The sequence below is a fragment of the Sphingobacterium sp. MAE genome (genome assembly GCF_056711605.1).
The window spans coordinates 1263797-1290520 of record NZ_CM160044.1; the positions used below are offsets into that span (position 1 = coordinate 1263797).

The window sequence follows — 26724 nt, forward strand, 5'->3', positions numbered from 1 at the left end:
GTTATGATATACTTTTAAAATTTGTGTCAAAGCCATCAAAAGCTTATTTTTATGTTTTAATAATTCCAGAGCTAATTAAAATATAGCGTAAATGAGTGTAGAACAGCAAAAAATTATCTTGGTTGAAGATGAACAAGGTGTAGCAGATCTGATTGTTCAAGGTTTGGAGGAGGATGGTTACCGAGTCATACATTTAAATAATTCGGAAGGATTAGAGGTACTACTTTCAACTCACGATATCTCACTTGTTCTCTTGGATATTTTATTACCAGGTACTAATGGATTGGAGATCTGTAGGCAGATCCGATTTTGGGGATATACTGATCTTCCTGTGATGATGCTGACTGCTTTAGGGACTCCAGAAAATGTTGTACTTGGTCTGGATAATGGTGCAGATGATTATTTATCTAAACCATTTAAATTAATTGAATTGAAAGCCAGAATTCGATCTTTGATACGTCGTAAACATTCTATTATTCAGGCTACTCAGAAGGATCAGGATCATTCTCAAGAGTATAAATATGGGTTTTTGAAAGTAGATGATTATAAAAAGGTCGCTTATTGTGACGATCAGGAATTGAATCTGACAAGCACCGAATATCGATTACTTTTATTATTTATACAAAGTCCTAAAAAAGTATTTGAGCGTAGTTTACTTCTGGATAAAGTATGGGGGATTAATTTTGACATCGGATCTAATGTTGTGGACGTCTATGTTAATTATTTGCGTAAAAAAATTGAAAAAGTAACCTCTAAAAAAGCCATTCATACTGTGATCGGTATGGGCTATGTGTTAAAAATAGAAGACTAAAAGCTGATGCATAATTATAATAGAAAACTCATTTATCTTATTGCCATATTGGTTATTTATGTCAGTTGTTTTGTTGGTTTTATTTTCTATTCTATTTCAAATTTTGCTTTTACAGATTTTTATAAAAGATTGGATTTGAGGAGGAATATAGCTGCAGAGAAGTTTCTGAATATCAATAATGCGTTGCGCAGTAATCAATGGAGTTTAGATTTTATTGAAGATTTGAATAATCAACATGAATTTCTTGTTGAATTTGATGCAAATGAAAAGATATTGAACAGTCATGGCTTTAATCCTGAACTATGGAGTAAAATCAATAAAAAGGGAATTTATAATTTTAAGGAAGGCAACCAATTTTATTCTACTAAATTTTTCACCAAGGATAAACGAAACTTTATCATCGGGGCATCTGCAGAAAATTATTTTTATACCCATCATCTGGCATACTTAAGAAATTTGTTGATCATTAGCTTGATCCTGGGCATATTATTTATCTTGGTCGTGTCTCTTTTTATGAAAAGATCGTTTTTGAAGCCTATCCTTACGATGATGAAGGAGGTGCAACAGATTGGTTCTGAAAATCTGGATAAAAGACTGGATGAGTTTAAATATAAGGGCGAGCTTAAAGATTTAGCTCGTACTTTTAATAATATGCTTACACGATTGGAAACCTCATTTGAAACACAAAAAAACTTCATTAGTAATGCATCACATGAGCTTAATACACCTTTAACTTCTATTATAGGTCAGGCAGATTTAGCGCTTTCTAAAGAGCGAAGTCAAGCAGAATATCAAAGAACGCTTTTGAAAATTATTGAATCTGCAGAGCATTTAGAAAAAAAGACAAAGGCTCTTCTTTTGCTGGCACGTACTGGATTTGTTAGTAATTCATCTTCGTTTGGTCCTATCAGAATTGATCAGGTCATAATGGATGCAGAACTGATGGTCAAAGCGATCAATGATAAGTTTAAGATCATCACCGATTTTAATCTTTTACCGGATGATAGTATGCGTCTTAAAGTTAGTGGAAATGCAATTTTACTTCAGTTAGCGTTGTCTAATATCATCAGCAATGCCTGTAAATATTCTAGTAATCGAACGGCCTACATTGCTTTAGGTGCTTTGGATAAAAAAGTGTTTATTCTAATAAAGGATGAGGGAATAGGTATTCCTTCAGAGGATTTGCAACATATTTATGATCCATATTTTCGAGCGTCTAACACTGATGGGATTGACGGGTATGGTATCGGACTACCATTAGCCCGAAATATCATAAAGTTGCATGAAGGTTCATTAAAGGTAACTTCTATTGTGGATAAGGGCACTACTGTTGAGATTGAATTGCCTACTTTTCTTAAATTTTAATCTCATTTTAATCTTTATAACGATTCTAATCTCATTTTAATATCAGCTTTGATATTCTAATTAAAAGCTAACTTCAAGTTCATTCCATTGCAATCTCTGTCTTTTAACTTTGTTTTAAAAGTAAAAGGCATGAATAAACGTATATTGATTCCAAGTGATTTCACGATAGATTCGCTATTTTTTGTTATACAGAGCATCGAACAGTCAAAAGCTAATGAATTGGAAATCATATTGGTATATGGCAACAGGAGCAGTACTTCAATTACTGAACTGTTGGGAATTACCCTCGAAGATCATTTAAAGGAACTCCATTCTGAAGATTTCATTAAAGCTTGTCAAATGATCTGTCATCGGTATGAAGATCGTAAACTCAATATATATACCGATATCATCGGTACGGAGAATGCCAATTACTTACATAACTATTTGAAAGGTGCTGCGATTGACGAAATCAGAGTACCATCAAATTATGCATTTGAAAAAAGAACAAAACATTTTTTTGATGTTGGAAAGGCGTTGTTACGTTTAAACGAACGTAATCGAGGTCGTGTTGGGATCATCCAAAAGACCGGTATACAGAAAATTGAGCGAAATGTTTTGTCAGATTTATTCTTTAACAAAAAATGGGATGTCAATTATTAAAAGAAAAATATTATCAAGATTTAATTTCATCTTTCTCGCCTTACTTCTGTTTGTAGCGACGACGATGGTCATGTTTTATGAAAATCCAGAACGTATGCTGGAAGGTGAGTGGGTAGAGCAGGGTTGGTATTTTGAAAAGGTGGAAAATAACCCATCATTTAAAAAACAGGCTATTATACATGATGAAATAAAAACAGCGGCTATAGCGCATCTTCCACCTCTTCAAGATGGTTTGTGGCATTTCGAAAGAAATGGAAATGATAACTATGTTGCTCATCATGAGGATAAAAGATACAATTGGTTTTTAAAGGGAAGAGGGCATATTCTTGAATTGAGGAAAGACGATAAACTTGTTGAGAGTTTTGTTATCCATCAATTGAATAGAAATGAATTGATCCTGTATCTTAATTTGGATCTTCAAGCTAAAGGTATTGCACGTATAGTATTGAAAAAAGGAGGGAGAGTAAATTATGCTGAGAAAATATAGTAATCATCGTACGATACAGGACAATATCAAGTTGGGTGCATTGACTGCTTTTTCAGCGGGAATGGTCAATGTTGCATCGGTCATTGTATTCTTTTCGTTCACTTCAAATGTGACGGGTTATTATGCGATTTTTGCGCAAGAAATCGCTAAAGGTAATTGGTATCAAGGCGCTGTTGTTTTGTTTTGGATTCTACTATTTCTTGTTGGTAGTATGCTTTCAAATATGATCATCATCCATGGAAAGGGACGTTTTAGTACTTATTTAACACACTCTATTCCGTTAGGATTAGAAATATTCAGTATTTTATTTGTCGGTATCTATTTAGATTTCTTTTATAAAGACTCTTTGCAAGAAACAGAAGTATTGGTAGGGGCATTGCTTTTTGCAATGGGGTTGCAAAATGGTCTAACTGCCACTATTTCCAATTTTGTGGTAAAAACAACTCATTTAACAGGGCTTACGACAGATTTAGCGATATTGATATCGATGTTTACAAAAGAATCTAATCGGCACAACAAGGCATTGGTGGACAAGTTTCATTTACTTCTCAGCATTGTTATAGCTTATGTAGCTGGTGGACTGATTAGTGGATTGTCTTTTGCATTTTTAACATATAAAACGTTTTATGTTGTTTGCTTTGTTTTACTTATTATTGGTTTTTATGATTATTATAAACTGTATATCATTAAAAAACAATACTTACAGCGTCATCGCCAAGATCCTGTTTCTGTATAGGTTTTATGCACAATATCATGTTCTTAGTAGATTAATTAATTAGATTTTATCTTTAGCTACATTTTCAACTTTGTTTGTTGTACTGATCTCTCGACTTATTTTAAGAAGTTGCGATGCTATACAGCTGGTATTTATATTTTAGTTTTTTGAAGTCGTTTCTCAGCTCTTGCAATACCAGCTTGTAACTTCCTTATCTTCCTGTACTTATTTTTACATATATTGTGGATAAATAAAACAACTATTTTTATGCCTTATAAAAACCAAGTTGTTTACATGATGAATGATATTTTAATGATAGAACTATCATTATTTTTATAATTGTTATCCTAGAATGGAATTATTATTGAACCATATAAAGAAATATGTTGAATTAAATGATGAGCAGCTAACGCATATAAGTAAGTCCTTTAATATCATAACTACAGCTAAAAGAGAACTACTTTTAAATGAGGGAGAAATGTGTACCCACCTATATTTTGTAGTGAAAGGATGTTTACGGATGTTCTATGCTGATGAGAAAGGGGTGGAACAGACAATACAATTTGCTTTAGAAAATTGGTGGATGACTGATATTGATGCTTTTAATAAAGAGAAAAAAATCCTTATTCTCTATCCAAGCTCTAGAAAAAACTACTTTAATAGGGATTCATAAAACTGATTTTGATTTTTTGCTCAGTGATCAACCAAGCTTGGAAAAATATTTTAGAATAATTTATGAAAGGGCATATTCCGCTTCGCTTTACCGTATGAAATATGCTAGATCATCAAAAGAGGACTTCTATTATTTGTTTTGTTCTAAATATCCTGATTTTTTACAACGTGTGCCTCAAAAATTATTAGCTTCATTTTTAGGTCTTACCCCTGAATACCTGAGTGAATTGCGAAAAAAAAATAGTAAAGTTAGGTCCTAATTACTTTCTTAAACCAGCTTAAGTTTTTTAGAAAATGAAATCATGAATTTTGTTTTATCATCATTGATCACAATTAATAATTGAAAAAAATGGAAAATAGAATTAAAATTCAGGACGTACAACCTGCAGCATGGAAAGCAATGTATGGTTTATCAAATTATTTAACTCATACGGACTTATCAAAATTACATTTGCAACTCATTAAAATCAGAGCTTCGCAAATTAATGGATGTGCTTTTTGTATTGATATGCATACCAAGGATGCTTTAAAGAATGGTGAAACTACTCAACGTATCTTTTTACTTAATGCATGGCATGATACAGATCTTTTTACTGATGAAGAAAAAACCCTGCTTGCAATGACTGAGGAGATAACTTTAATTAGTAACGATGGGTTAACGACTAAAACTTATAATCAAGCCAAGTCGTATTTTTCCGAAGAAGTAATTGCACAGATCATCATGGCAGTGGTAATCATCAATAGCTGGAATCGTATCGCAATTAGCACTCAAATGCCTGAGAAAATTTAATCACTGTGAGAGCTATGTAAACCTATTAATCTGCGATTTATAAAAATTAATAGTTTTACATAGCTGCTTTTTTAGAATCGAATATTACTTCATCTTTTGATACTTTATAGTTGATCGCATCTGTTTATTTTATTAAATCATTATTATTTTAATTATAGCAGATTTTTAACTGAAATAGTTGTAAAAATCATCAGTCCTTATATCCTAATTGCCAAAATAGCCATGAATTTTTATAATTATGACTATATTTAATGATCTATTTTTAGCAATTAAGATGTAGTACATCGTTTTTATGGGGTGATTTAATTTTTAACGATTCAATGAACATCTAAATGCTATAAATGGGTGTTGCAATCTAATTTAGATATTTTGAAAATAAATTGTAACATAACATAAAAACATGCGACTAACAATGAAAAAAACTTAATTAATTATGAAGCAGATTTTTTACACAATTGTATTAATAATTTTGAGTATGTCAAACACGAATGCACAAATTAAAGGTGATTGGACAGGCACTTTAGATTATCAGGGGACCGCTGTCGGTATTATTTTTCATTTGACAGAGACGAATGGGGTGGTTCAAGGTACTATGGATGTTCCTCTTCAGGGAGCTGTCGGTATTCCGTTAACTTCAGTAACTTTTGAAAACAATCAGCTAGCGTTGAATATCGAACAGGCAGGAATCAAGTATGAAGGCACATTGGAGAATAGTAAAATCACTGGCACATATAGTCAAGCTGGTATTAAACTACCTTTGGTTTTAGCTAAAACTGTGATTACTAAGCCTGGGGATACCACATTGGTATCAACCGAAACTCAGTTAGCAGAACTTATCGCCTTAGATAAGGGGAATCATAAGTACCAAGTAGCGGATTATTTTGCTAAACCTAAACTTTCATCTTTTCAATTGTCACCAAATGGCAAGTATATCTCTTATCGTGAAAAGGATGACAAGAATAAACGCCACGTGATGGTTAAGGAAGTCAAAACTGGCAAAATAATTCGTGCGATCGAAGAGAAAGATGAACTTATTCGCGGTATGGGATGGATCAATGACGATCGTTTGGTCTATGTTATGGACCAAGGTGGTAATGAGAACTATCATCTATATGCCATAAATATTGATGGAAGTAATAATATAGATCTGACTCCTTTTGAGAATGTGCAAGCATCCATCTTGAATATGCTTAAAGAGCAAAAAGACTATATTATTATCCAAATGAATAAAGATAATAAGCAAGTATTTGAACCTTACAAAGTAAATATCAATACAGGAGCTTTAGAAAAACTATTTACAAACGAAGACCCTGCAAATGCTGTTGTCGGATATGATTTTGATAAAGATGGTAATCTTCGTGGATATAGCAAAATGCTTAATGGTATCAATACCCAATATTTCTATAAGCCACAAGGAACTACAAGTTTTGAAGTGTTTCATACGACCAAGTGGGATGAGACATTCAATGTAGTCTCTTTCAATTATGCTTCAAAAAATCTTGATGAAGCTTATGTATTGACCAATTTGGATTCTGATAAATCAAGAATTGTGCTGTACGATCTTAAAAATAAGAAAATAATCAAGGAAATTTATTCCAATGAAGAGTATGATGCGAATTTAATTTCGTTATCAAGAAAACGCAATTGGGAGATTGATTTTGTCGGTTACGAAGGTGAAAAAGTTGTAATCAAACCCATAAGCGAAACATTCAAAAAGATATATAGTAACTTAGATAATCAATTTAAAGGTTATGAGTTTTCTATCTCTGGAAAAACAGATCAAGAAGATCAATTACTTGTAATTGTTCAAAGTGATAAATTATATGGACGCTATTACCATTACGACACTAAGAGCGGAAAAGCAACATTATTGGTTGATTTGATGCCACAATTGAAAGAGGAAGATATGGCGGTGATGCGTCCTATCACGTTTAAATCTCGCGATGGTTTAACACTGCATGGATACATTACTTTGCCAAAAGCAGCTCTTGATGGTAAGCGAGTACCTTTGATTGTCAATCCTCATGGAGGACCGCAAGGTATACGCGATAGTTGGGGGTTTAATCCTGAAACTCAGCTTTTCGCAAGTCGTGGATACGCTACTCTTCAGGTCAATTTCCGTATTTCTGGTGGTTATGGAAAGGATTTTCTTCGAGCTGGTTTTAAACAGATTGGACGTAAAGCTATGGATGATGTAGAAGATGGAATACAATATGTCATTGATCAAGGGTGGGCTGACAAAAGCAATGTTGCGATTTATGGCGCAAGTCATGGAGGATATGCCGTGTTACGTGGGCTGGCGAAAACTCCTAACCTATATAAAGCAGGCGTAGACTATGTCGGAGTTTCTAATATTTTTACGTTGATGAGCTCAATTCCTGAATATTGGAAACCGTATAAAGAAATGTTGTATGAGATCTGGTATGATCTGGATAAAGAAGATGAAGCAGCTATAGCAAAAGAAGTTTCTCCAATTTTCCATATTGATGCGATCAAATCACCCTTATTTGTAGTTCAGGGAGCAAATGATCCACGTGTCAAAATTGCCGAGGCAGATCAGATTGTAAAAGCATTGCGTGATAAAGGAGTAGATGTTCCTTATATGGTTAAATATGATGAAGGTCATGGATTTGGTAAAGAGGAGAACCAAATTGAATTTTATAAGGCCATGATGGGATTCTTTAGCAAGCATCTTCATTAATAAATATACTACTTAAAAGATTAGGAAAGCTGTCTACTCAATTAGGAGGGGCAGCTTTCTTTTTTATCCTTATTTTGTGATCTCTTTAGACAAGGGCATTGCATTTATCAAGTACAGTTTGTTGGAAATATACACAATACATCATATTTGCTCAGGACAAGTAATTGGAGCATATCAAAATGATAAGATTTGAGCATATATTGATACGAAGTAGCGATTGATTTAGAATTTTTAAAGCGTTATTTGACTAATGAAATTAAGCTATACTTTTTAGAATCATAATACTCCTTGAATAACTTATTTTTTGAGGTATTAGCTTATTTGAATTTAATAATATGTTTTAATCCTTTTTATAACCTAATTACTGTGATGAACGAATTGAAAAAAATAAATATTTGGTATTTTTTGACCTTTTTTTTGGCCATATGTCAAGTGCAGGGGCAAGATAGGAAAGCGCCTGCATATCCTCTAATTACGCACAACCCGAATTTTAGTATATGGTCAACTACTGATAATCTGCATGAATCAACGACTAAACATTGGACTGATGCCGATCATTCGCTATTAGGATTAATCAATGTAGATGGTCAAATCTATCGTTTTTTAGGAAAGGAAGAACCAAATTATAAAACGATACTAAATGCGTCTGATACCAAGCCTTATGACGTGCAGTACACAGAAGTTAAACCTGGTGGGGATTGGATATTATCGGACTACGATACGAGTCATTGGAAGTCAGGTATGGCCGCGATTGGTGATGATGAAAAACATGTGAAGACACTTTGGAAGTCAGATCATATTTGGGTAAGACGTACATTTAATATTACAGATCCTGCGAGTATCAATGATCTCTACTTAAAAATAAATCATGATGACAATATCGAAGTATTTTTGAATGGGAAAAAGGTATATCAAAAAAACGGATGGACCAATAGTTTTCAATATCAGCCAATTAGAAAAGCTGATTTGAAAAAAGGAAAAAATGTGCTTGCTATTCATGTAGCAAATACTGCAGGTGGGCGGTTTCTTGATTTCGGTTTGGTTGATAAATTGAAAGAAAGCGGACCAAATGTGCAGATAGCGGTACAAAAAGATGTGGAGATTACTGCAACTCAAACCATCTATGACTTTGTAGCAGGAAAGGTCAATCTTAAGCTTACTTTTACATCACCTTTGCTTATGGATGACCTGACATTATTGTCTAGACCAATATCGTACATTACTTACAGTGTAAGGGCTAACGATGGTAAATCGCACGCTGTAGATGTGCTTATAAGTGCTTCATCAAATATTGCTGTATATAAACCATCGCAGGAAGTAAGTGCTCAAAATTATGGTACAGATCACTTATCAATATTGAAAACAGGTACTGTGGAACAGCCCATATTACAAAAGGGTGCGGATGATATGCGAATCGATTGGGGATATTTCTATGTAGCTGCATTAAAAAAAACAGGTGCAGTTCAATTTGTCACTCCTGTTGGTGCTGCAGTTGATGCTTTCAGAAGAGGATCTAAAGTTTCTACCGTATCAAATGGCACATCACTAGCTTTGAATACAGTCATACCCTTTGGTAGCGTAGGCAATAATGAAGTAAATCGTTTTGTTGAGTTGGGCTATGATGAAATATATGCTATCCAATATTTTAAAAACAATTTGAGACCTTGGTGGAATAATTCAGGTAAAGAGACGATAGAAGATCAACTCAATAAAGCTGCGTTAGATTATCAATCTGTGATGGACAAATGTGCTGCATTTGACAAACAAGTTTATACAGATGCCATTAAATCTGGGGGAAAGGCCTATGCACATCTTAGTATCCTAGCTTATCGTCAAAGTATCGCAGCTCATACATTGGTTAAAAGTCCAGCAAATGAACTTTTATGGCTTTCAAAAGAAAACAATAGCGGTGGTTTCATTAATACCGTGGATGTCACTTATCCATCAGCTCCGCTTTATTTAATCTATAATCCCGAATTATTGAAAGGCATGTTGAATGGGATTTTTTACTTCAGTGAAAGTGGTTTGTATCCACATCCTTGGGCGGCACATGATTTAGGGACCTATCCTTTGGCCAATGGTCAAACTTATGGAGAGCCCATGCCAGTAGAAGAATCTGGCAATATGATTATTTTGACAGCGGCTATTACTAAAGTGCAACAAGATGGTCGTTATGCTAAAAAACATTGGAAAACTCTTACCACTTGGGTTAATTATCTTGTTCAGGAAGGATTTGATCCCAAAACCCAATTATGTACAGATGACTTTGCTGGGCATCTTGCTCGCAATGCTAACCTTTCAGTAAAAGCTATCGTAGGTATTGCCTGTTACGCACAAATGGCTGAAGTATTAGGAGAAATTGAGACCGCTAAAAAATATCGCAACATCGCCGAAAATATGGTTGTCAAATGGATTGATCTTGCGGATGCTGGAGATCATTATGCGCTTACTTTTGATAATAAAAATACTTGGAGTCAAAAATATAATTTAGTTTGGGATAAAGTGTTGGGATTAAACCTGTTTCCACAGCAGGTATATGATACTGAAATAAAATACTATTTAACTAAACAAAATAAATTTGGAATACCGTTAGATAGTAGAAAAGCTTATACAAAAAATGATTGGATTTTATGGACAGCAGTTTTTGCGCCTAACCGTGAACAATTTGATGCTTTGATAAAACCTGTTTATAGGCATGCTATTGAAACTGAATCACGTGTTCCTCTTAATGATTTTTATGATTCCAATACCGGTATTCGTGAAAATTTCAAAGCTCGTAGTGTCGTAGGAGGTTTTTATATGAAAATCTTAGCGGATAGGCTTCAGAAAAAATAAAACTAGTTGTATGATCTTAAAAAAGATCTTAGAACCTAAATAAGCTAAAATAATGATCGGGACAATGGTTTCGATCATTGTTTTAGCTTATTTATTTTGATAGAAATCTCCCTTGTCAGGCTCGTTTAGAGTCATTCAAATTTTCCCAGTTGAAATTTAAAAAATCTATCCCCTCTCCATTTAAATAATTTTAGCACCATCATAGGATATAGCACTTTTTCATTTATAGGGTCCGCTTACTATTCTAATAAGATTGATTTCAATTGTTCTTCGTGGAAAAAAATAAAAAGTGTTGATTAAGTAATCGTTGTTATCAAGTATGCTCTAACCAATTTAATATGAAGAATTAAAGAAATGAGTAATTATTTCATTACGATATATAAAACTTTAATCCGATTTCTTATCGATAACTCAAGATAAGTTCATGAAAAATTAATGGTGTAGAAATAGAAAAATCGATTTGTATATATGGGTATTGTTTGTATATTTGCTCACTATGTTTAATTAATCTAAATAAGAATGAAATACCTAAAACACTTGTCAATCATTATAATGATGCTTTTTGTAAGTAATCAAATGGTAAAGGCACATGCTATATGGATCGAAAGCAATCCTATAGGCAGCAAGAATCAATCACATACCATCCGTATTTATTATGGAGAATATGCAAGCGGAGAAATTGAAAAAACGAAGGATTGGTATTCGGATTTAAGTCAATTGAAATTGAATTTGTTAGATTCAAAAAATAAGCAAGTTGAATTGCATTTGACGGATAAAGGAACGTATTTGGAAAGTAGTTTTATTCCTGTTGAAGATGGGATTTACCAAGTTTTCATTTCTCATCCTGCAAGAGAATTGGGCGGAACTACACGTTATGAATTTATCGCACAGAATCGTATTCAAGTAGGCGAAGCCTTAAACTATTCGTCAATTCCTTTGGACACTCACTTCGTATTTACTAATCAAGTACTGAAAGTAAAAGATCTAGTAGAAATTCAATTGTTACGTGGGAGTAATCCAATTGCAAACGAAGAAATTTTATTGATGTCTCCCAGTGGTTGGAGTAAAACCTACAAAACAAATAATCAAGGAAAGATTCAGGCAGAGGTTATTTGGCCAGGTACTTATGTGATCGAACATAGTCACATGACTGATCAATCGGGAAGCTGGAATGATAAATCTTATACTAAAAATTGGCAAGGTCTTACGGCAAGTTTTCAAGTAAAGTAAGTTACAACAGATTGCTATAATTGCGCTACTATGATAGCGCAAGATTTGAATGTTGTATGCTATAATGGCGCTTATGAACATGTTAATATCCCTGTTCTGTTTTTCAATATAATTTATTTTATAAAATCATGATGAGTACTGTTTGCTTTATTTTATTTGTAGCTTTTATGTTATGGATGAATACCTCCAAACGCATTGCTTGGAAAGATAAATCTAAACTTTTGACCTATATGTCTGTGCGTCAAAAGCAATCGCGATTAGTGGCAATAGCATTATTTTCTGTAGCAATAATTATGTCAATTTATACCATAGGGGTTGCCTGTGGTTTGTTTGCCTTTATTGTTATTTTGATGTGCATGGGATGTCTAATTGTATTATTCTTTCCATTTTCTTATTTCGGAATTAGAACTGTTTTAGGTCTCTATTTATGTTCCTTTCTAATTGAAATCCTTATTCATTAATATATGCCTGCTAATAAGAAATATTTAACAAAATCTCCTTGGATAAGACTTTGTAGAATTTTATTGGGAACCATTGGTGGTTATACGGTGATGCTCAGTTTTCATGTTTTGCTAACCGAATTTTTCCCCAAAGAGAATGTGATCGCTACCGCATTTTTTACAGGATACTTGCTTTGGGCATTTTTATTGTTTTGGGCATTTTTAGAATCTAAATTGCTTCGCTTAGTCCTCACATACGTCGGTCTTACTTTGCTGTTTTCTTTGCCTTATCTAATCAATCATTAATATTATGGATCAGAGAAAATACAATATTTATTTCCATACGCACACAATCAGTGGTATTATCATTGCTGCATTGCTTTTTGTCATCTTTTTTGCAGGTTCATTTTCATTTTTTAAAGATGATATCACCGCATGGCAAAAGGGTAAATCACATAGCCATGTACAATCTCAGGCTGATTTTAATTATGTGCTGGACTCGATGGGTACTAAACATAATTTGCTGGGTAGAAATTTTGACTTCTACATATTGAGAAGTGGACAAGAAACTTATGTTAATATGAGTGTCTCTCAAGATACAACCATTAGTAAGCCACAAGCAAAAAGTGAAAAATCTAAAGGACGTCGAGGCAGAGGTTTGAGAAACGAAGATTCAGCCTATTTTTTACACTCATTTGCTGATAAATCTCAAAGTTCTTATGAGGAGGGTTATAATATAGGTGAATTCTTGTATCGATTACATTTCTTGGCTCAGCTTAATCAAGTTCCAATTCGATTGGGAACACCTTTTGGATATTTAATTGCTGGAATTGTCTCATTCTTATTTTTATTTGCGTTGATAACTGGGTTATTTTTACATTGGGATAAAATCAAAAACAATTTTTTTCTATTTAGACCTTGGAGTAAGTGGAAAACTGTGTGGACTGATATGCATACCGTGCTTGGAGTCATAGGGTTTCCATTTCAACTCGTATTTGCTATTACTGGAATTATTCTTATTGTCAATTTTGCTCTAATTGGACCTTTTAGCAAATTACTTTATAATGGTGATCAGGAAGAATTATATCAGGATCTGCAGTATAATCGTAAAATGGAAGTAACCTATAGTTATCAACCCTTGTCCAAGTCTTTTGATGTAAATGCGTTTGTCAACAACTGGATGAAAGAGTGGCCTGAATCAGATATTTCTAGACTCTATATACGTAATTATGGAGATAAAAGTATGCAGATTGCATTGGAAACAACACCAAAGTCTAATGCCAATTTTGCGGGGTCTGGTTATGTTAGAATGCAAGTTCTTGATGGAAAGCAATTAGAAGTCAAATCTCCAAAAACGGATGCGACTTATGTGGATTGGGTGAAAAGTTTGGTTTATCACTTGCATTTTGGCGATTATGGCGGTCGTACGCTTCGTATCGTTTATTTTGTACTAGGCCTATTAGGCTGTGTTGTGATTATTTCAGGTATTATGATTTGGTTAGTTGCTAGGGAAAAACCCAATATTCCAACTTATAAAAGAAAGTTTAATTTCTGGGCAGCAAATTTATTCGTATCGATTTCGTTAAGCATGCTTCCAGTTACTGCATTTACGCTGATTATGCTAAAATTCTCTCCAACTATTAACCAAAGTTTGATCTACAATCTTTATTTCTACAGTTGGCTAGTCATGATTATCTATTTATTGATTTTACGAGATCTGACCAAGGTAAATAAGCATACACTCGTATTATCAGCTATTTTAAGCCTAGGCGTTCCAATAGCAAATGGTGTAACCACTAACTTGTGGCTATGGAAGACGCTACAGGCAAAGTCTTATGATATTTTCTTTATTGATATACTTTTTATTACAATTTCAATATTATGCGTGTTCGCATTTCTCAAAGTAAAGAAACAAGGTAAATCTTTTAAAATATTGAAATAGCTCAAACGTAAATTGAAAATTATGCGAGTTTAATAATTGTTGTTAGCTTCATCTCTGAATGCAGAGATGAAGCTTTTTATTATAGATCTGATATCAGCAGGTAGAGCAATAGGAGCATAGAGATAATTGTCTTTCCAAAGTATTATCTTAATATTTTTCAATACTTAGGTTGATAATTTCAGATTATAGTTTATGACAATATGAGTCTTCTTTGATTAGGACTTTATCGCTAATTGATTTTTCTTCTCTACATAAACCTTTTATATATTTCGTGTCAAAGGTATCATTAGTATCACATCGAACCTGATGATGAATCAAAACGATTTTTTAATTTCCCAGGAGAAATGCCAAATTTCTTTTTAAATGCTGAAATAAAATGTTGCGGATTTTTATAACCGATATCATCAGCCACTTCATTAACATATTTATCTTCATCTAGTAAGAGACGTCTGGCTTCTAGCATTTTCATTTCGGTGATATAAACATGAATAGTAGTTCCAAAGAGCTCTTTAAACCCCTGCATAAGCTTTCTTCTGTTCATACCACTAAGTTGCGACAATTTTGAAATGGTTAAAAATTCATTGATATGTTGATCTATGATCTGTTTTGTTTCATATATACGATCTCGATCTCTCTGTCCATATGAAAAAGAGGTATGCTGTTTATGATCTATATTTTGCTGTATTTGCAATAGAAAAAGCTCCATCATTTTTGCTTCCAAGAATAAAGCTCTCATCTTTGAGCTATATGGATTATTTACTATTTGCGCAAGGATACTGTACATTGCCGGGGTAATAGCCATTGCATCTCCTTGGTACATATTAGGAGTATGCATCGTAAACTCATTCATCAACTTTTCAAAATGGGATATACCGATTCTGATCTCAAAAAAACTTCCATCTTTTACCGGAGACATCACGATTTCTTGTTTATTATCTTTTTGATAAGTGAGCATATTGTTTCCATGGGTTAAATCTATCGGTTTTCCTGAGCGTTGGATACAGCTTGCTCCACTGACTCTAAAATGCATCTCTAAGACTTCCTTTTCTATATCAATATGAATATGTTCATTATGGTTTAAAGAATAATCGCATTGTATAAACTGTAACGAATCAAAAATGGTTTCATGAAACAAAAATACCCCTCCTGATTTTGTTTCGACCTGATTTTCTTTTTCTAAATAATGTGCAAAGTTTTCACTTTGTAAATTATACCGGTGAATAATTGTCTTTTCCTGATTTTGCATTGTTACGTTACTTTTAATCACGATTGCGTTATCATCGCTACGTATAGAATAATGACCTTTGTACAAAGCTAAACAATTAGTGTTTGAGAAGCGAAATGATCATATTCAAACTAATTAATAAGGATAAATATTTGTCTTAAGTCTACATAAGTATTAAAGTAGAATCTGTCAATAGTTTGTGAAACAGACATCTGAAATTTTAATGAACGTATGTGTGCATTAAGCATACTTCAGTAAAAGCGGTTTTACGGATGTTGATATCTTGACATACAGTATTAATAACACATTAGGAAATGATAGTCCTGCTATAACAACTCATAAGATTTGAAGATCTGTTTGCAGGGGCTCACTCAGGTAGATGAATTGGACCTAGAAAGTGTAAATTTTACTATGATATCCAGGTATAGAATAAGAACTGAATTTTATAAATAATTAAAAAATGGAAATATTTGATGTTATCATTATTGGTGCAGGACAAGCTGGACTTGCAACTAGTTTTTATTTAAAACAGCATAAAATCATACATGTTGTCTTAGAACAAGATAGCATTGCTTCTTCGTGGGAAAAACAACGTTGGGATTCTTTTAAGATGAATACACCCAATTGGATGAATCTGCTACCAGGCAGGGAGATACATTCTCAAAAAAGACATCATTTTATGACCAAAGACGAATTTGTAGATTATTTGAAAACGTATGTTTTACAATTTGATCTACCGGTTTTAGAAAAGCATAAAGTAGTTGCTGTTGAAAAAGTATCCGAAAATTTTATAGTAACGATCGATGAGGAAGGAATGCAACATAATATCTTGACAAAAACAATAGTTGTTGCATCAGGTATTATGAATAAGATTTTATTCCCAAATTTATCAGACTCGATTCCAGAGCATATTTTACAAGTCCATGCGGCCAATTATAAAAATCCTATGGAGCTACCGGAAGGAAATGTACTGATTATTGGGGGAGGGCAATCTGGCTGCCAACTAGCTCAAGAGTTAACTTTGGGCAATAGAAAAGTATATCTAGCTGGTAGCAAGGTGGCTAGAGCTCCTCGTCGTTACAGAGGTAAAGATATTATGGAGTGGATGGATCAGTTAGGAACAATGGATGTATCGACCATAGAATTAGCAGATAACCCAAATTTGGATGCTACCCAACCTCAGGTTTCTGGTGTGGGCTTGTTGGGACATACTATAAGTTATCAATCTTTGCATCGGATGGGTGTGACTATTCTAGGAGGATTAAAAGGTGCTGATCATGAAAATTTATATTTTGAAGATAACTGTAAAGAGCATATTCGATATGCAGATGAGACTTCAGATGCGATTAAGAAGAATGTTGATCAATATCTTAAGAAATCTCCTGAGATCGCTGTCTCCAATACTGATGAAGATCCTTCAGATGTTCCGGATCATGCTTATCGATCAGCGTCAGATCTTAAAATAATTAATTTCAATGATTGTGGAATAACTACACTACTTTGGGCTACAGGATTTGGATATGATTTTAGTTATTTGAACAGTTCTTTGCTGGATAAAATTGGAAAACCTAAACACATCGAAGGTAAAATGATGATAGAAGGGCTTTATTGTATAGGATTTCCTTGGCTAAGGAAGAAAAAATCAGGGTTAGTATATGGCGTAAATGAGGATGCGAAAATAATTGTAGAAAATATTTTACATCAGCTTCAAAATTTGGACTAATGTTTACCTGTTTTTTATGAAATCTTACTTTAAATCTTTAAAGAATTTTTTTCATCTCAAACTGAGCTAAATAATCGACAAGTCCTAATTGTTTGAAAAATGATATGGCTTCTAAAGAGATATGATCTACATTTAATACATATATTTCTTTAGAATTGATCTGTTGAGTCATCGTCATTACAAGTTGTGTAGCTATACCTTTGCGTCTATGTGCTGGAGAAATTGCTATTTGTTGCATTTTTTTTGAGTTAGCATTATAGATGAGATAACCAATTAATTTTTCGTCTATAAAGGCACCTAATATCGTGAGATGTGGTCCAGCTTTTTCTAAAGTTGGAATAGCATTTTGCCAAGAAGGTTTTATTGTCCAAAAACGAACAAATTGATCCCATTGAAAATCCTGTAATTCTCTAATTGTTGATGCACAGGATTTTTTAACCGTTTGCACAGATCCTTTAAAACAATCTAATGTTCTATTAACTTGATACCCCATTTTTTCATACGCTCGTATCGCGGCATTGTTACCTATTATTACTTCCAAACGCATCTGTACTACTGCACGTGTTTTTAATTTTGGTAATAAATATTGGTACATTTTACCGACTAAACCTCGACCGCGATATGCTGGAATAATACCTGTCGCAGCATTATAAGCTGATAATTTTCCATCAACAATCTGTAGTGCATGAAGCATAAAACCAACTAACTGACCAGATGAAAAAACTCCAACTGATAAGTCCAAGTGTATATTCTCGGTAACAATTTTATACTCTAATTGCTCGATATTAAGGTGTAAGGGCACTATATAATCTGAAAATGATGCATTTAAAACATCTGCTATATCTGCAATTGTACAATTTTCTAAAGTGGCAATCTCCATTATATATTAATCTTCAAATTAGTAGTCTTCAGCCAAGATTTACTAAGTTAGAATATTTCATGGTAGTTAGTGATTTTTCTCGGTTGTTTGTTTTCTTATTTCCAGTTATAGTGAGTCGGAGAGACACCTATGATTTGTTTGAATTCTTTAAGAAAATGATTGTAGTCATAGTACCCTGATGTAAAAGTATGTGATAATACATCTTGCGGAGTATTTTTTTGACACTTACCGTACATAAATATAAATCGTTGTAAAGAAATATATTTTTTAGGTGAAATTCCCAAATACTTCATAAAACTTCTTTGCAACCATTTGCGGTTTACTTTACCTCCGAGTTCAAGAATTAAAGCTGATACTGTAATATTACCTTTTTTGTTATCAATTTTTTCCAATGCAGATTGTAAGAGATAAGGATGATTTTCAGCTATTTTATAAGTGCTGAATATTGATTTTAATAACTGCATTTGATCCGCAAGTGTTTCCTTTTGGTATAATTGATTGAGAATTTCTGTCCAGTTTTTATTCATAATATCACTAAAACTACAGAAAGGCTTTTTTAGAAAAAAATGGGGTTCTATATTAAAAATTTTATAAAAAGAAGCCGGTTTAAAACGTATTACAATCATATGTGATAAATCTACCGGTAACTGCCAATATGTATTTTGTATAATACCACAACACACCCAGGCCGCATTTAGTTTAATGAGTTCTTCGGCATTTTTAAGATGAACAACATCAGTTTTCTTTGGTAGAAAAATTAAACAAGGATTTCCATCATTAAATAAGGGTTGACTTGGTTGTATATCTGTACATGAAAATACATAAGCTCCTAAGATATGTTCAGATTTAAAAAATAAATCCGGCATGTTTAAAAGATCTAATAATTCTGCATTAAGAGACTCTGCTAATTTAATATTTCCTAAAAAATTGATGGGCATAGTTTTACAAAATTACTTAAATAATTGTCAATTCTATTACAAAATAATTGTCCAATTTTTACTTTCTGACTCTAATTGATTAAAGTACTTTTGTTTAAAATGATTTTAAAATCAATTGGTTATACGATTATAATATTCTGTGTGGCTTATCTTTATATAAAAGAAAGTCGCTCCATGATTTAAAGCCAACTGACATGACTAAAAAAGAAATATTTTTATGAATCCCATCATCTATAAAACAGAAGAAGAAATAGCATTAATGACCATTAGTACCAGATTGACTAGTGAAACATTAGCAGCCATAGCAACGATCATTAAACCGGGTATAACAACTGTTGAGATCGATAAATTTGCTAATGAATTTATTCGGGATCATGGAGCAATACCTTCTTTTTATCAATTTGGTGGGTTTCCATACCATATCTGCACTTCTGTAAATGATGCTATTGTGCATGGAATGCCCAATCATCAAATTTTAAAAGAGGGAGATATAGTTTCTGTTGATGCTGGGGCGTATAAAAATGGATTTCACGGTGATCAAGCATATACCTTTATCATTGGAGAAGTCAAGCAAGAGGTATTGCAGTTGGTGAAAGTCACTAAGGAATCCTTGTTAAAGGGTATTGAACAAGCTGTACATGGAAATAGAGTAGGAGATATTAGCTATGCAATTGAATCACATATTGCACCATATGGATATGGAATCGTGAGGGAATTGGTCGGTCATGGACTAGGTCGTAACTTGCACGAGGGGCCAGATATTCCTAATTATGGACAGCGTGGCAAGGGCAAAGTCTTGAAAGAAAATTTAGTGATTGCTATCGAACCCATGGTCAATTTGGGTACACATTACAATCATAGGGCAGAAGATGGTTGGACGATCCGAACAAATGATAGAAAACCAGCTGTCCATTTTGAACAAGATGTATGTATCAAAAAAAATGCTCCTTTGATGCTAACAGATATTAAAATTATTGAAGAAGCTGAAAAATCAAATTTTAACTTAAACTCTTCTTATTACTAGTCCATATCGTTTTTTCTTATCCGAGTGATAACTATATCACTCGTGTGGATTATTTAAAAAAAGAGGGTTTTCTTTTTGATTGTGATTTGCTTCGCATATATTAGATGTTAGTCAAAACATAGACTTTAATAGAGAGTTTATATCTCTAATATTACCCTGCATAAGAATTGAGAAAGAGATGAATAAGATTAAACCCGTGCATATCGGTTTAATCTTATCAAATAATATCCACCAAACACAATTGTAAGGCTTTATCTTTCTTTGCGGTGGGTTTTTAAGTTATCCCTATTATCACTGTTTTGGATGGTAGTGGAGTAAAGTGATGATACAAGTTTTACAATAGCCTTGTGATCATATCCATATAATCTATGAAGTTGTTCTTGCGTACCTTGTATTGCAAATTTATCGGGCAAACCTAATCGTTTTAAGGTTGCATTATAGCAGTTTTCTATCATAAATTCCATTATTGCGGATCCTACACCGCCGGAAATAGAGCCGTCTTCAACAGTAATTACTGTTGAAAATTGGCTGAATACTTCATGAAGAAGATCCTCGTCAAGAGGTTTAAAAAATCGTAAGTCGTAATGCGCTATATCCATCTGTTCTAACAGCAATTCTTGACAAGCTGCTATTACATATTGCCCTACGGGTCCAAGGGAAAGTATAGCAATATGTTTTCCAGACTTAATTCTTCTACCTTTCCCGATTGCTAACTTTTTAAAATTACTTCTTGGATTTCCAGATCCTGAACTTTTTGGATAACGAATAGCGAGAGGTCCTTTTATCGTATTAGACTGTGCTGTAAATAGTAGATTTCTGAAATCTTCAAGATCCATTGGTGAGGCTCCGGTTATGTTTGGTATACAACGAAGAAAACAAATGTCAAAAGCACCATGATGTGTAGGGCCATCTGCACCAACTACTCCTGCTCGGTCTATGCAGAAGATAACAGGTAGGTTTTGTAAGGCGATATCATGGATAATCTGATCGTATGCGCGTTGTAGAAATGTGGAGTATATCGTGCAGAATGGCAGCATGTTGTCAGCAGCAAATCCTGCCGAAAAAGTGACGGCATGCTGTTCGCTGATACCAACATCAAAGACACGCTCAGGCATTTCTATCTTCATTTTATTTAATGCACTACCCGAAAGCATAGCCGGCGTGATCGCTATGATACGCGGATTATCTTTTGCAAGAGCGATTAACGTATCACCAAATACTTCCTGATAGGTTGTATTAAGGCTTTTAGTACTGCTTTTATTTATTTTTGCTCCTGTATATTTGTCGAAAGTGCCTGGTGCATGCCATTTAGATTGTTCAGTCATTGCAGGTGCAAACCCCTTTCCTTTGACTGTAATACAGTGCAATAATTTCGGGCCAGTTATATTTTTGAGCCGTTCAAATGAGTTAATCAGTTTTTTTAGATCATGTCCATCAACAGGTCCAAAATAACGAATACCTAATGTTTCAAATAGATTGCTGTAACGGATTGCTCCAGCTTTAATCGCTTTTTCTAATTTTCGAATGGTGCTAATAGCCCATTTTTGAGATGGATTTGCTGCTGAAAGGAGAGTTTTTAAGTATAACCTTAAATGATTATAATGCTTTTCGCTCGTTAAATCCGTGAGGTGATTTTGCAATGCTCCGGTATTGTTATCAATTGACATATTGTTGTCATTCAATACTATTAGCATATTTGGTTGCTCATATCCAGCATTATTCATGGCTTCAAAGGCCAATCCTGCGGTCATTGCACCATCTCCAATAACGGCGATATGTTGACGGTTGTGCTCTCCTCGGTATCTGGCAGCGATAGCCATCCCAAGGATTGCTGAAATAGAAGTAGAGGAATGTCCTGTTCCAAATGCATCAAATTCGCTTTCATCTATGTTTGGAAAACCGCTGATACCTCCTAACATTCTATTGCTATAAAATTTTTTTCTCCTTCCAGTAAGTAATTTATGAGGATAGGCTTGATGTCCAACGTCCCAGATCAACTTATCTACAGGTGTATTAAATATATAGTGTAACGCAACGGTGATTTCGACAACCCCTAGACTAGAACTAAAATGTCCACCATTTTCAGAAACATGATCGATAAGGAAAGCTCGTAAATCTTCACAAACTTGCTCTAGAGATGGAATTGATAAATTTCGTAGATCGACTGGACTATCGATGAGATGGTTTTGTAGCATGTACTTTTTTTCTCAAAGGTAAATTACTTAGATTTGTGATACAGATGCAGAATGTGTAAATACTAGCAGTACAGATATGAAAGCGTATAAATTTGAACTATTTACCAGTACTATTGAAAAGAATATAAGAACTGGTATTTTTAAACCAGGCCATAAATTACCTTCTGTACGCGAATTAAAAGAAGAATATAGATTAAGTATTAGTACTATACAACATGGATACGAGTATTTGATGATCCAGGGTTTGGTAGAAAGTGTTCCAAAATCAGGTTATTATGTTTGTTACCGCCCTGAGTCTTTTAAAAAGGAATTAAAATCCAATCTTATTCCAACTGTCAGAGATGCCATATTCAGTAATCATCTTCAACTGACCACCTCATTACGTTCTGGTCGTAAATTTTCAGAATTTAATGTAGCAGCTCCAGGCGACTTACTGATCCCACAGAAGTTAGTTTTACGAACTATGCAGCAAGTGGTGAGAGAGCAAGGGGCAGGCTTACTACGCTATTATCCATCAAATGGTTCACTCGAGTTAAAGGAAAATATCATTAAACGTGCGGCTGCACATCGTAGCGTTATCCATATAGACGAATTATTGGTTACAGACGGCGCCCTACAAGCCCTTTATATAGCTTTAGCTTCTACATGTATGGCTGGAGATATCGTAGCAGTAGAAAGTCCCTGTGTATTCTCGATATTGGAGGTCATAAGAGTTTTAAATTTGAAAGTCATCGAAGTTCCAATAGATCCCGATATCGGTTTTGATATTGACTTTTTCAGAAATGCTTGTCATCACAATAAGATCAAAGCCGCAATCTTAACACCTAATTTTCATAATCCAACTGGAATATTAATGTCTGATGAACATAAATTGGCTTTGGTAACTATAGCTTATCAATATCATATAGCGCTTATCGAAAATGATATTTATGGTGATCTAAATTTCCACGGCACACGACCTACAACATTAAGAAGTTTCGATGAAACCGGTTTAGTTCTTACTTATTCATCTTATGCGAAAACCTTAGCTCCAGGAATACGGTTAGGTTGGTTAGCAGCAGGTAAATTTATGGAACGAGCAGAACAGATTAAATTCTCCTTGGGTAGTACCGTTTCACCAATTTATCAAGAAACGGTCAACAAGCTGTTGACTGGCAGCAGTTATGACCGTCATATTAGAGCATTTAAGGCACAGCTTGCCAAGAATGCTTATTTTACGGTTAATTTGATTTCGGATAACTTCCCTCAAAAAACAGCTGTGTTAATACCTTCCGGCGGTTATAATATTTGGGTCAAGATGCCATATCATATAGATATGGACTATTTTTATAAAAAATGTGAGCAGATTGGAGTTCGGTTTACTCCAGGCTTTACTTTTTCATTTTCAGGTGCTTTTGATCACTATTTTCGAGTGGTATTTGCTGATAAATTTTCTGATCGAAAAATTGAAGGAATTAAACTTGCTGGGCAGCTATTTAAGTAACCCCTGTACTGGTGTATGTTTCATAACCTGTACGGGTTATTGTTTGAAAAGAGTTCTAGTTTTGCAGATGTACATTTATTTAGCAAATATGAACATAATAGCAAAATTTACAGTAGCAACAGAGCAAAGCTTAGATATTCTTGTCAAATTGACACGTCAACTAGCAATAGAAAAGTTTTCCATGCTTCTTGATCCACAAGTCATGGAAAATTATATAAACCAATATTTTAATACAAAAGCTTTGGTCGTTGAACTGAATAGCATGTCAAATCAATGGCTAGTGGTATATGTGGATGATCAACCAGTGGGCTATGCCCAAATTACTTCAAAAGGTAAGAGAAACTCTTATTTAGAAGAGAAAAGAGCTATTCGTATTGCCAATTTTGGAATATTAAAACAATATGATTTACCTGTAGTTTGCGACGTATTGTTTCAAAAGTGCTTAAGTGTTTGCAAATCATATGAAGTAATCTGGATCCATGAATATATGCAAAGTCCCTGGATGGAGCTTTTTGAAAACAATGGGTTTTCGAAGGAACATGAAACCTATCAACTCGATGAATTGCCCCTTACTTCATTATATCTAATGAGATAATTAGCTTATAAATGTTTTAGTATTTGGACAAAATGAAAGTTTATGTTAGGCTATCAATGTTCTGATAGAGAAATTATATTAGGATCGTATTCCGTTTTTTACTAAATTAAATAACCATTTGATCGTTATTTCATGTAGCATCAAATTTTGCAGAAATATAATTTTAAAAAAATGTCCCGAATTGCTAATCTAATTTGTCATTAGGGTAAATAGTTTATTCATTAACCTTAAAAAAATTAAAAATGAAAGAATTCCTAATGCTAATCCGTGAGTCTGCTGCTTATGGAAATTTATCTGTAGAAGATATGCAAGTTGATATTCAGGAGCATATCAATTGGGTCGAAGAATTAGTCGCAAATGGACATTTCTTAGAAGGAAATCCATTAGAATCTACTGGAGTTACTTTAAAGCTAAATGTCATTTCAGACGGCCCATATATAGAAACAAAAGAGTGTGTAAGTGGCTATTACAAACTATTAGCAAACAGTTTAGCAGAAGCGACTGAATTAGTGAAAAGCTGTCCAGATCTTAAGAATGGCGCGACTTTAGAGTTAAGGGAAATTATCGATACTGATGAACAACAGTGATCATAATACGATTAACAAATTTACAGATCATCTTTTCAGGGAATCCCATGGAAAGATGATCGCTTTATTGTCTGCAAAATTTGGTTACCAACAAATTGATAATATCGTTGATGCGGTACAAGAGGCTTTTGAAGTCGCATTAAATGAATGGAAATACAAAGGAATTCCAAATCATAGTTTTGCTTGGTTGATTCAAGTCTCTAAAAACAAATTAATTAATAAAATCAAACGTGAAGCTATTGGTCGTCATATTACATGTCAATTTCATGCTGAAGATCTACAGTTAGATCCAGATGAAGCAGAAGATAGTCTGATTAGACTTTTGGTTTACTTTTCTAAAATTAATCTTTCTGACCGAAATAAGGTTATCATTGCATTGTTTTATTTATGTGGTTTTGGATATATCGAAATCTCTCATGCATTGATGCTACCCCTTGAAACAATTAAAAAGATGATAGGCCGTAGTAAGAGCATGATTAAGGATTTTGCTATTCAATACGAAGATTATGACCTAAATGTTTTGCATAAGGAAATGCCTTATCTACTGCATGTTTTATACCTGATGTTTAATGAGGGTTTTAAATCATCCCGAAAAAATGGCTCCATACATCATGATCTATGTTTTGAAGCCATTCGATTAGCAGTTTTAATCAAAAATTATCAACAAGAAAACTGCGAATTGAATGCGATTTTAGCTCTATTCTTCTTTCATATAGCTCGATTTCCAGCACGAATGGATAATAACATGTGGATATCTATGGAGCATCAAGACCGAACATTATGGGATAAAAATTTAATTGCTGAAGGTTTTGCTTATTTGAATCAAATAGATCTAAAGAAGAACAGACTAAATAAGTATTATTTAGAAGCATTGATTGCCTCCGTACATTTATCTGCAGTTCAATATGAAAAAACAAATTGGCAATTGCTTTCAAAACTATATACACAATTGACATTATTAGAACCCACAATATCGGTTGAAATCAACAAAATCATTGTTGAAAGTAATTATTTACCAATAGCAGGGTTAATAGAAAAAATAAAAAATTTTGAACCTGATCTAAACGAGTTCCTCAAATTTCCCTTTTACACTACATTGGCTCATCTTTATGAAAAAAATAAGATGAACCAATTGGCTTCAACATATTATTTACGCGCTTTATTACATACTAAAAATCAGTTTGATAGAGATTATATTGGTCAAAAAATCACGAAGATAGTCCAGTAACAGGATTTTATATAAAATTAGCCGTTAGTAAGTTAAGCTTGCAAAACATAATAAATTGAGAAAACCCCAACTAGATAGTTGAGTTTATTTTTTGATAGCGGAAAGGGAGATATGGTTTCACGATCCCTAATCGGGAGGTTTCATCTAGCGATTCATTTTAGAGAGACCCTAGCTAACCATCTTTTAGGGGCTCACTATGGTCTCGCTGGAAATGAG

23 protein-coding genes are annotated in these 26724 nt (G+C 33.7%); 19 read left to right on the top strand and 4 right to left on the bottom strand.

What is annotated here, in order from left to right; genetic code table 11:
- The first annotated feature begins 91 nt into the window (after window positions 1-91).
- The 13 genes from AC06G9_RS05375 to AC06G9_RS05435 all read left to right on the top strand — a co-directional run bounded on the left by AC06G9_RS05375 (window position 92) and on the right by AC06G9_RS05435 (window position 14630).
- Window positions 92-811, top strand: coding sequence for a response regulator transcription factor (locus tag AC06G9_RS05375; RefSeq protein ID WP_045754827.1), 720 nt, complete (start codon window positions 92-94; stop codon window positions 809-811).
- A 6-nt stretch (window positions 812-817) separates the two neighbouring features.
- The gene (locus AC06G9_RS05380; RefSeq protein ID WP_480957640.1) at window positions 818-2176 is read left to right on the top strand and encodes a HAMP domain-containing sensor histidine kinase; all 1359 of its coding nucleotides are present in this window, start codon (window positions 818-820) and stop codon (window positions 2174-2176) included.
- Window positions 2177-2305: 129 nt separating this feature from the next.
- Window positions 2306-2818 carry a hypothetical protein gene (locus AC06G9_RS05385; RefSeq protein WP_045754829.1) on the top strand — a complete coding sequence of 171 codons (513 nt, stop codon included), beginning with the start codon at window positions 2306-2308 and terminating at the stop codon, window positions 2816-2818.
- On the top strand, window positions 2805-3305 hold the full coding sequence (locus AC06G9_RS05390; protein WP_045754830.1) for a hypothetical protein: 501 nt from the start codon (window positions 2805-2807) through the stop codon (window positions 3303-3305). The genes AC06G9_RS05385 and AC06G9_RS05390 overlap by 14 nt, the downstream gene beginning before the upstream one ends.
- A complete protein-coding gene (locus AC06G9_RS05395) occupies window positions 3289-4041 on the top strand; it encodes a YoaK family protein (RefSeq protein ID WP_045754831.1) in 753 nt (250 codons plus the stop codon). Before AC06G9_RS05390 ends, AC06G9_RS05395 begins: the two co-directional genes overlap by 17 nt.
- A 331-nt stretch (window positions 4042-4372) precedes the next feature.
- A complete protein-coding gene (locus AC06G9_RS05400; protein ID WP_480957641.1) occupies window positions 4373-4693 on the top strand; it encodes a Crp/Fnr family transcriptional regulator in 321 nt (106 codons plus the stop codon).
- 348 nt (window positions 4694-5041) lie between these two features.
- Entirely contained in the window at window positions 5042-5482 is a 441-nt protein-coding gene (locus tag AC06G9_RS05405) for a carboxymuconolactone decarboxylase family protein (RefSeq protein WP_480957642.1), read from the top strand.
- 475 nt (window positions 5483-5957) lie between these two features.
- Window positions 5958-8183 (top strand): alpha/beta hydrolase family protein, encoded by a 2226-nt coding sequence (locus tag AC06G9_RS05410; RefSeq protein ID WP_248754545.1) that lies wholly within the window; start codon window positions 5958-5960, stop codon window positions 8181-8183.
- A 369-nt stretch (window positions 8184-8552) separates the two neighbouring features.
- Window positions 8553-11018: a glutaminase domain-containing protein gene (locus AC06G9_RS05415; protein WP_346570356.1), complete on the top strand. Its 2466-nt coding sequence runs from the start codon at window positions 8553-8555 to the stop codon at window positions 11016-11018.
- 519 nt (window positions 11019-11537) lie between these two features.
- Window positions 11538-12248, top strand: a complete 711-nt coding sequence (locus AC06G9_RS05420; protein ID WP_346570357.1) for a hypothetical protein — start codon at window positions 11538-11540, stop codon at window positions 12246-12248.
- Window positions 12249-12376: 128 nt separating this feature from the next.
- A complete protein-coding gene (locus AC06G9_RS05425) occupies window positions 12377-12709 on the top strand; it encodes a hypothetical protein (RefSeq protein WP_248754543.1) in 333 nt (110 codons plus the stop codon).
- Between the two features lie 3 nt (window positions 12710-12712).
- A complete protein-coding gene (locus AC06G9_RS05430; RefSeq protein ID WP_346570359.1) occupies window positions 12713-12994 on the top strand; it encodes a hypothetical protein in 282 nt (93 codons plus the stop codon).
- 4 nt (window positions 12995-12998) lie between these two features.
- A complete protein-coding gene (locus AC06G9_RS05435; protein ID WP_346570360.1) occupies window positions 12999-14630 on the top strand; it encodes a PepSY-associated TM helix domain-containing protein in 1632 nt (543 codons plus the stop codon).
- 292 nt (window positions 14631-14922) lie between these two features.
- On the opposite strand, the gene AC06G9_RS05440 is transcribed toward AC06G9_RS05435, so the two are convergent.
- Window positions 14923-15876: a helix-turn-helix transcriptional regulator gene (locus AC06G9_RS05440; protein ID WP_480957643.1), complete on the bottom strand. Its 954-nt coding sequence runs from the start codon at window positions 15874-15876 to the stop codon at window positions 14923-14925.
- 439 nt (window positions 15877-16315) lie between these two features.
- Here AC06G9_RS05440 and AC06G9_RS05445 point away from each other — a divergent pair, with 439 nt between their 5' ends.
- Window positions 16316-17578 carry an NAD(P)-binding domain-containing protein gene (locus tag AC06G9_RS05445; RefSeq protein WP_480957644.1) on the top strand — a complete coding sequence of 421 codons (1263 nt, stop codon included), beginning with the start codon at window positions 16316-16318 and terminating at the stop codon, window positions 17576-17578.
- A gap of 37 nt (window positions 17579-17615) precedes the next feature.
- Here the strand turns inward: AC06G9_RS05445 and AC06G9_RS05450 are convergent, their stop codons facing one another.
- Together AC06G9_RS05450 and AC06G9_RS05455 are read right to left on the bottom strand one after the other, a co-directional pair.
- On the bottom strand, window positions 17616-18458 hold the full coding sequence (locus AC06G9_RS05450; protein ID WP_480957645.1) for a GNAT family N-acetyltransferase: 843 nt from the start codon (window positions 18456-18458) through the stop codon (window positions 17616-17618).
- 95 nt (window positions 18459-18553) lie between these two features.
- Window positions 18554-19396 carry a helix-turn-helix domain-containing protein gene (locus AC06G9_RS05455; protein ID WP_480957646.1) on the bottom strand — a complete coding sequence of 281 codons (843 nt, stop codon included), beginning with the start codon at window positions 19394-19396 and terminating at the stop codon, window positions 18554-18556.
- A 217-nt stretch (window positions 19397-19613) separates the two neighbouring features.
- Here AC06G9_RS05455 and map point away from each other — a divergent pair, with 217 nt between their 5' ends.
- Entirely contained in the window at window positions 19614-20420 is an 807-nt protein-coding gene (gene map, locus AC06G9_RS05460) for a type I methionyl aminopeptidase (protein ID WP_346572626.1), read from the top strand.
- A 251-nt stretch (window positions 20421-20671) separates the two neighbouring features.
- Here the strand turns inward: map and dxs are convergent, their stop codons facing one another.
- The gene (dxs, locus tag AC06G9_RS05465; RefSeq protein WP_293928127.1) at window positions 20672-22615 is read right to left on the bottom strand and encodes a 1-deoxy-D-xylulose-5-phosphate synthase; all 1944 of its coding nucleotides are present in this window, start codon (window positions 22613-22615) and stop codon (window positions 20672-20674) included.
- Window positions 22616-22691: 76 nt separating this feature from the next.
- Here dxs and AC06G9_RS05470 point away from each other — a divergent pair, with 76 nt between their 5' ends.
- The 4 genes from AC06G9_RS05470 (at window position 22692) to AC06G9_RS05485 (ending at window position 26508) form a co-directional block, all read left to right on the top strand.
- Entirely contained in the window at window positions 22692-24098 is a 1407-nt protein-coding gene (locus tag AC06G9_RS05470) for an aminotransferase-like domain-containing protein (RefSeq protein ID WP_480957647.1), read from the top strand.
- 88 nt (window positions 24099-24186) lie between these two features.
- Window positions 24187-24693: a hypothetical protein gene (locus AC06G9_RS05475; protein WP_045755393.1), complete on the top strand. Its 507-nt coding sequence runs from the start codon at window positions 24187-24189 to the stop codon at window positions 24691-24693.
- A 242-nt stretch (window positions 24694-24935) separates the two neighbouring features.
- The gene (locus tag AC06G9_RS05480; RefSeq protein ID WP_045753473.1) at window positions 24936-25280 is read left to right on the top strand and encodes a YciI family protein; all 345 of its coding nucleotides are present in this window, start codon (window positions 24936-24938) and stop codon (window positions 25278-25280) included.
- On the top strand, window positions 25267-26508 hold the full coding sequence (locus tag AC06G9_RS05485) for an RNA polymerase sigma factor (protein ID WP_346570367.1): 1242 nt from the start codon (window positions 25267-25269) through the stop codon (window positions 26506-26508). Before AC06G9_RS05480 ends, AC06G9_RS05485 begins: the two co-directional genes overlap by 14 nt.
- Window positions 26509-26724 lie beyond the last annotated feature (216 nt).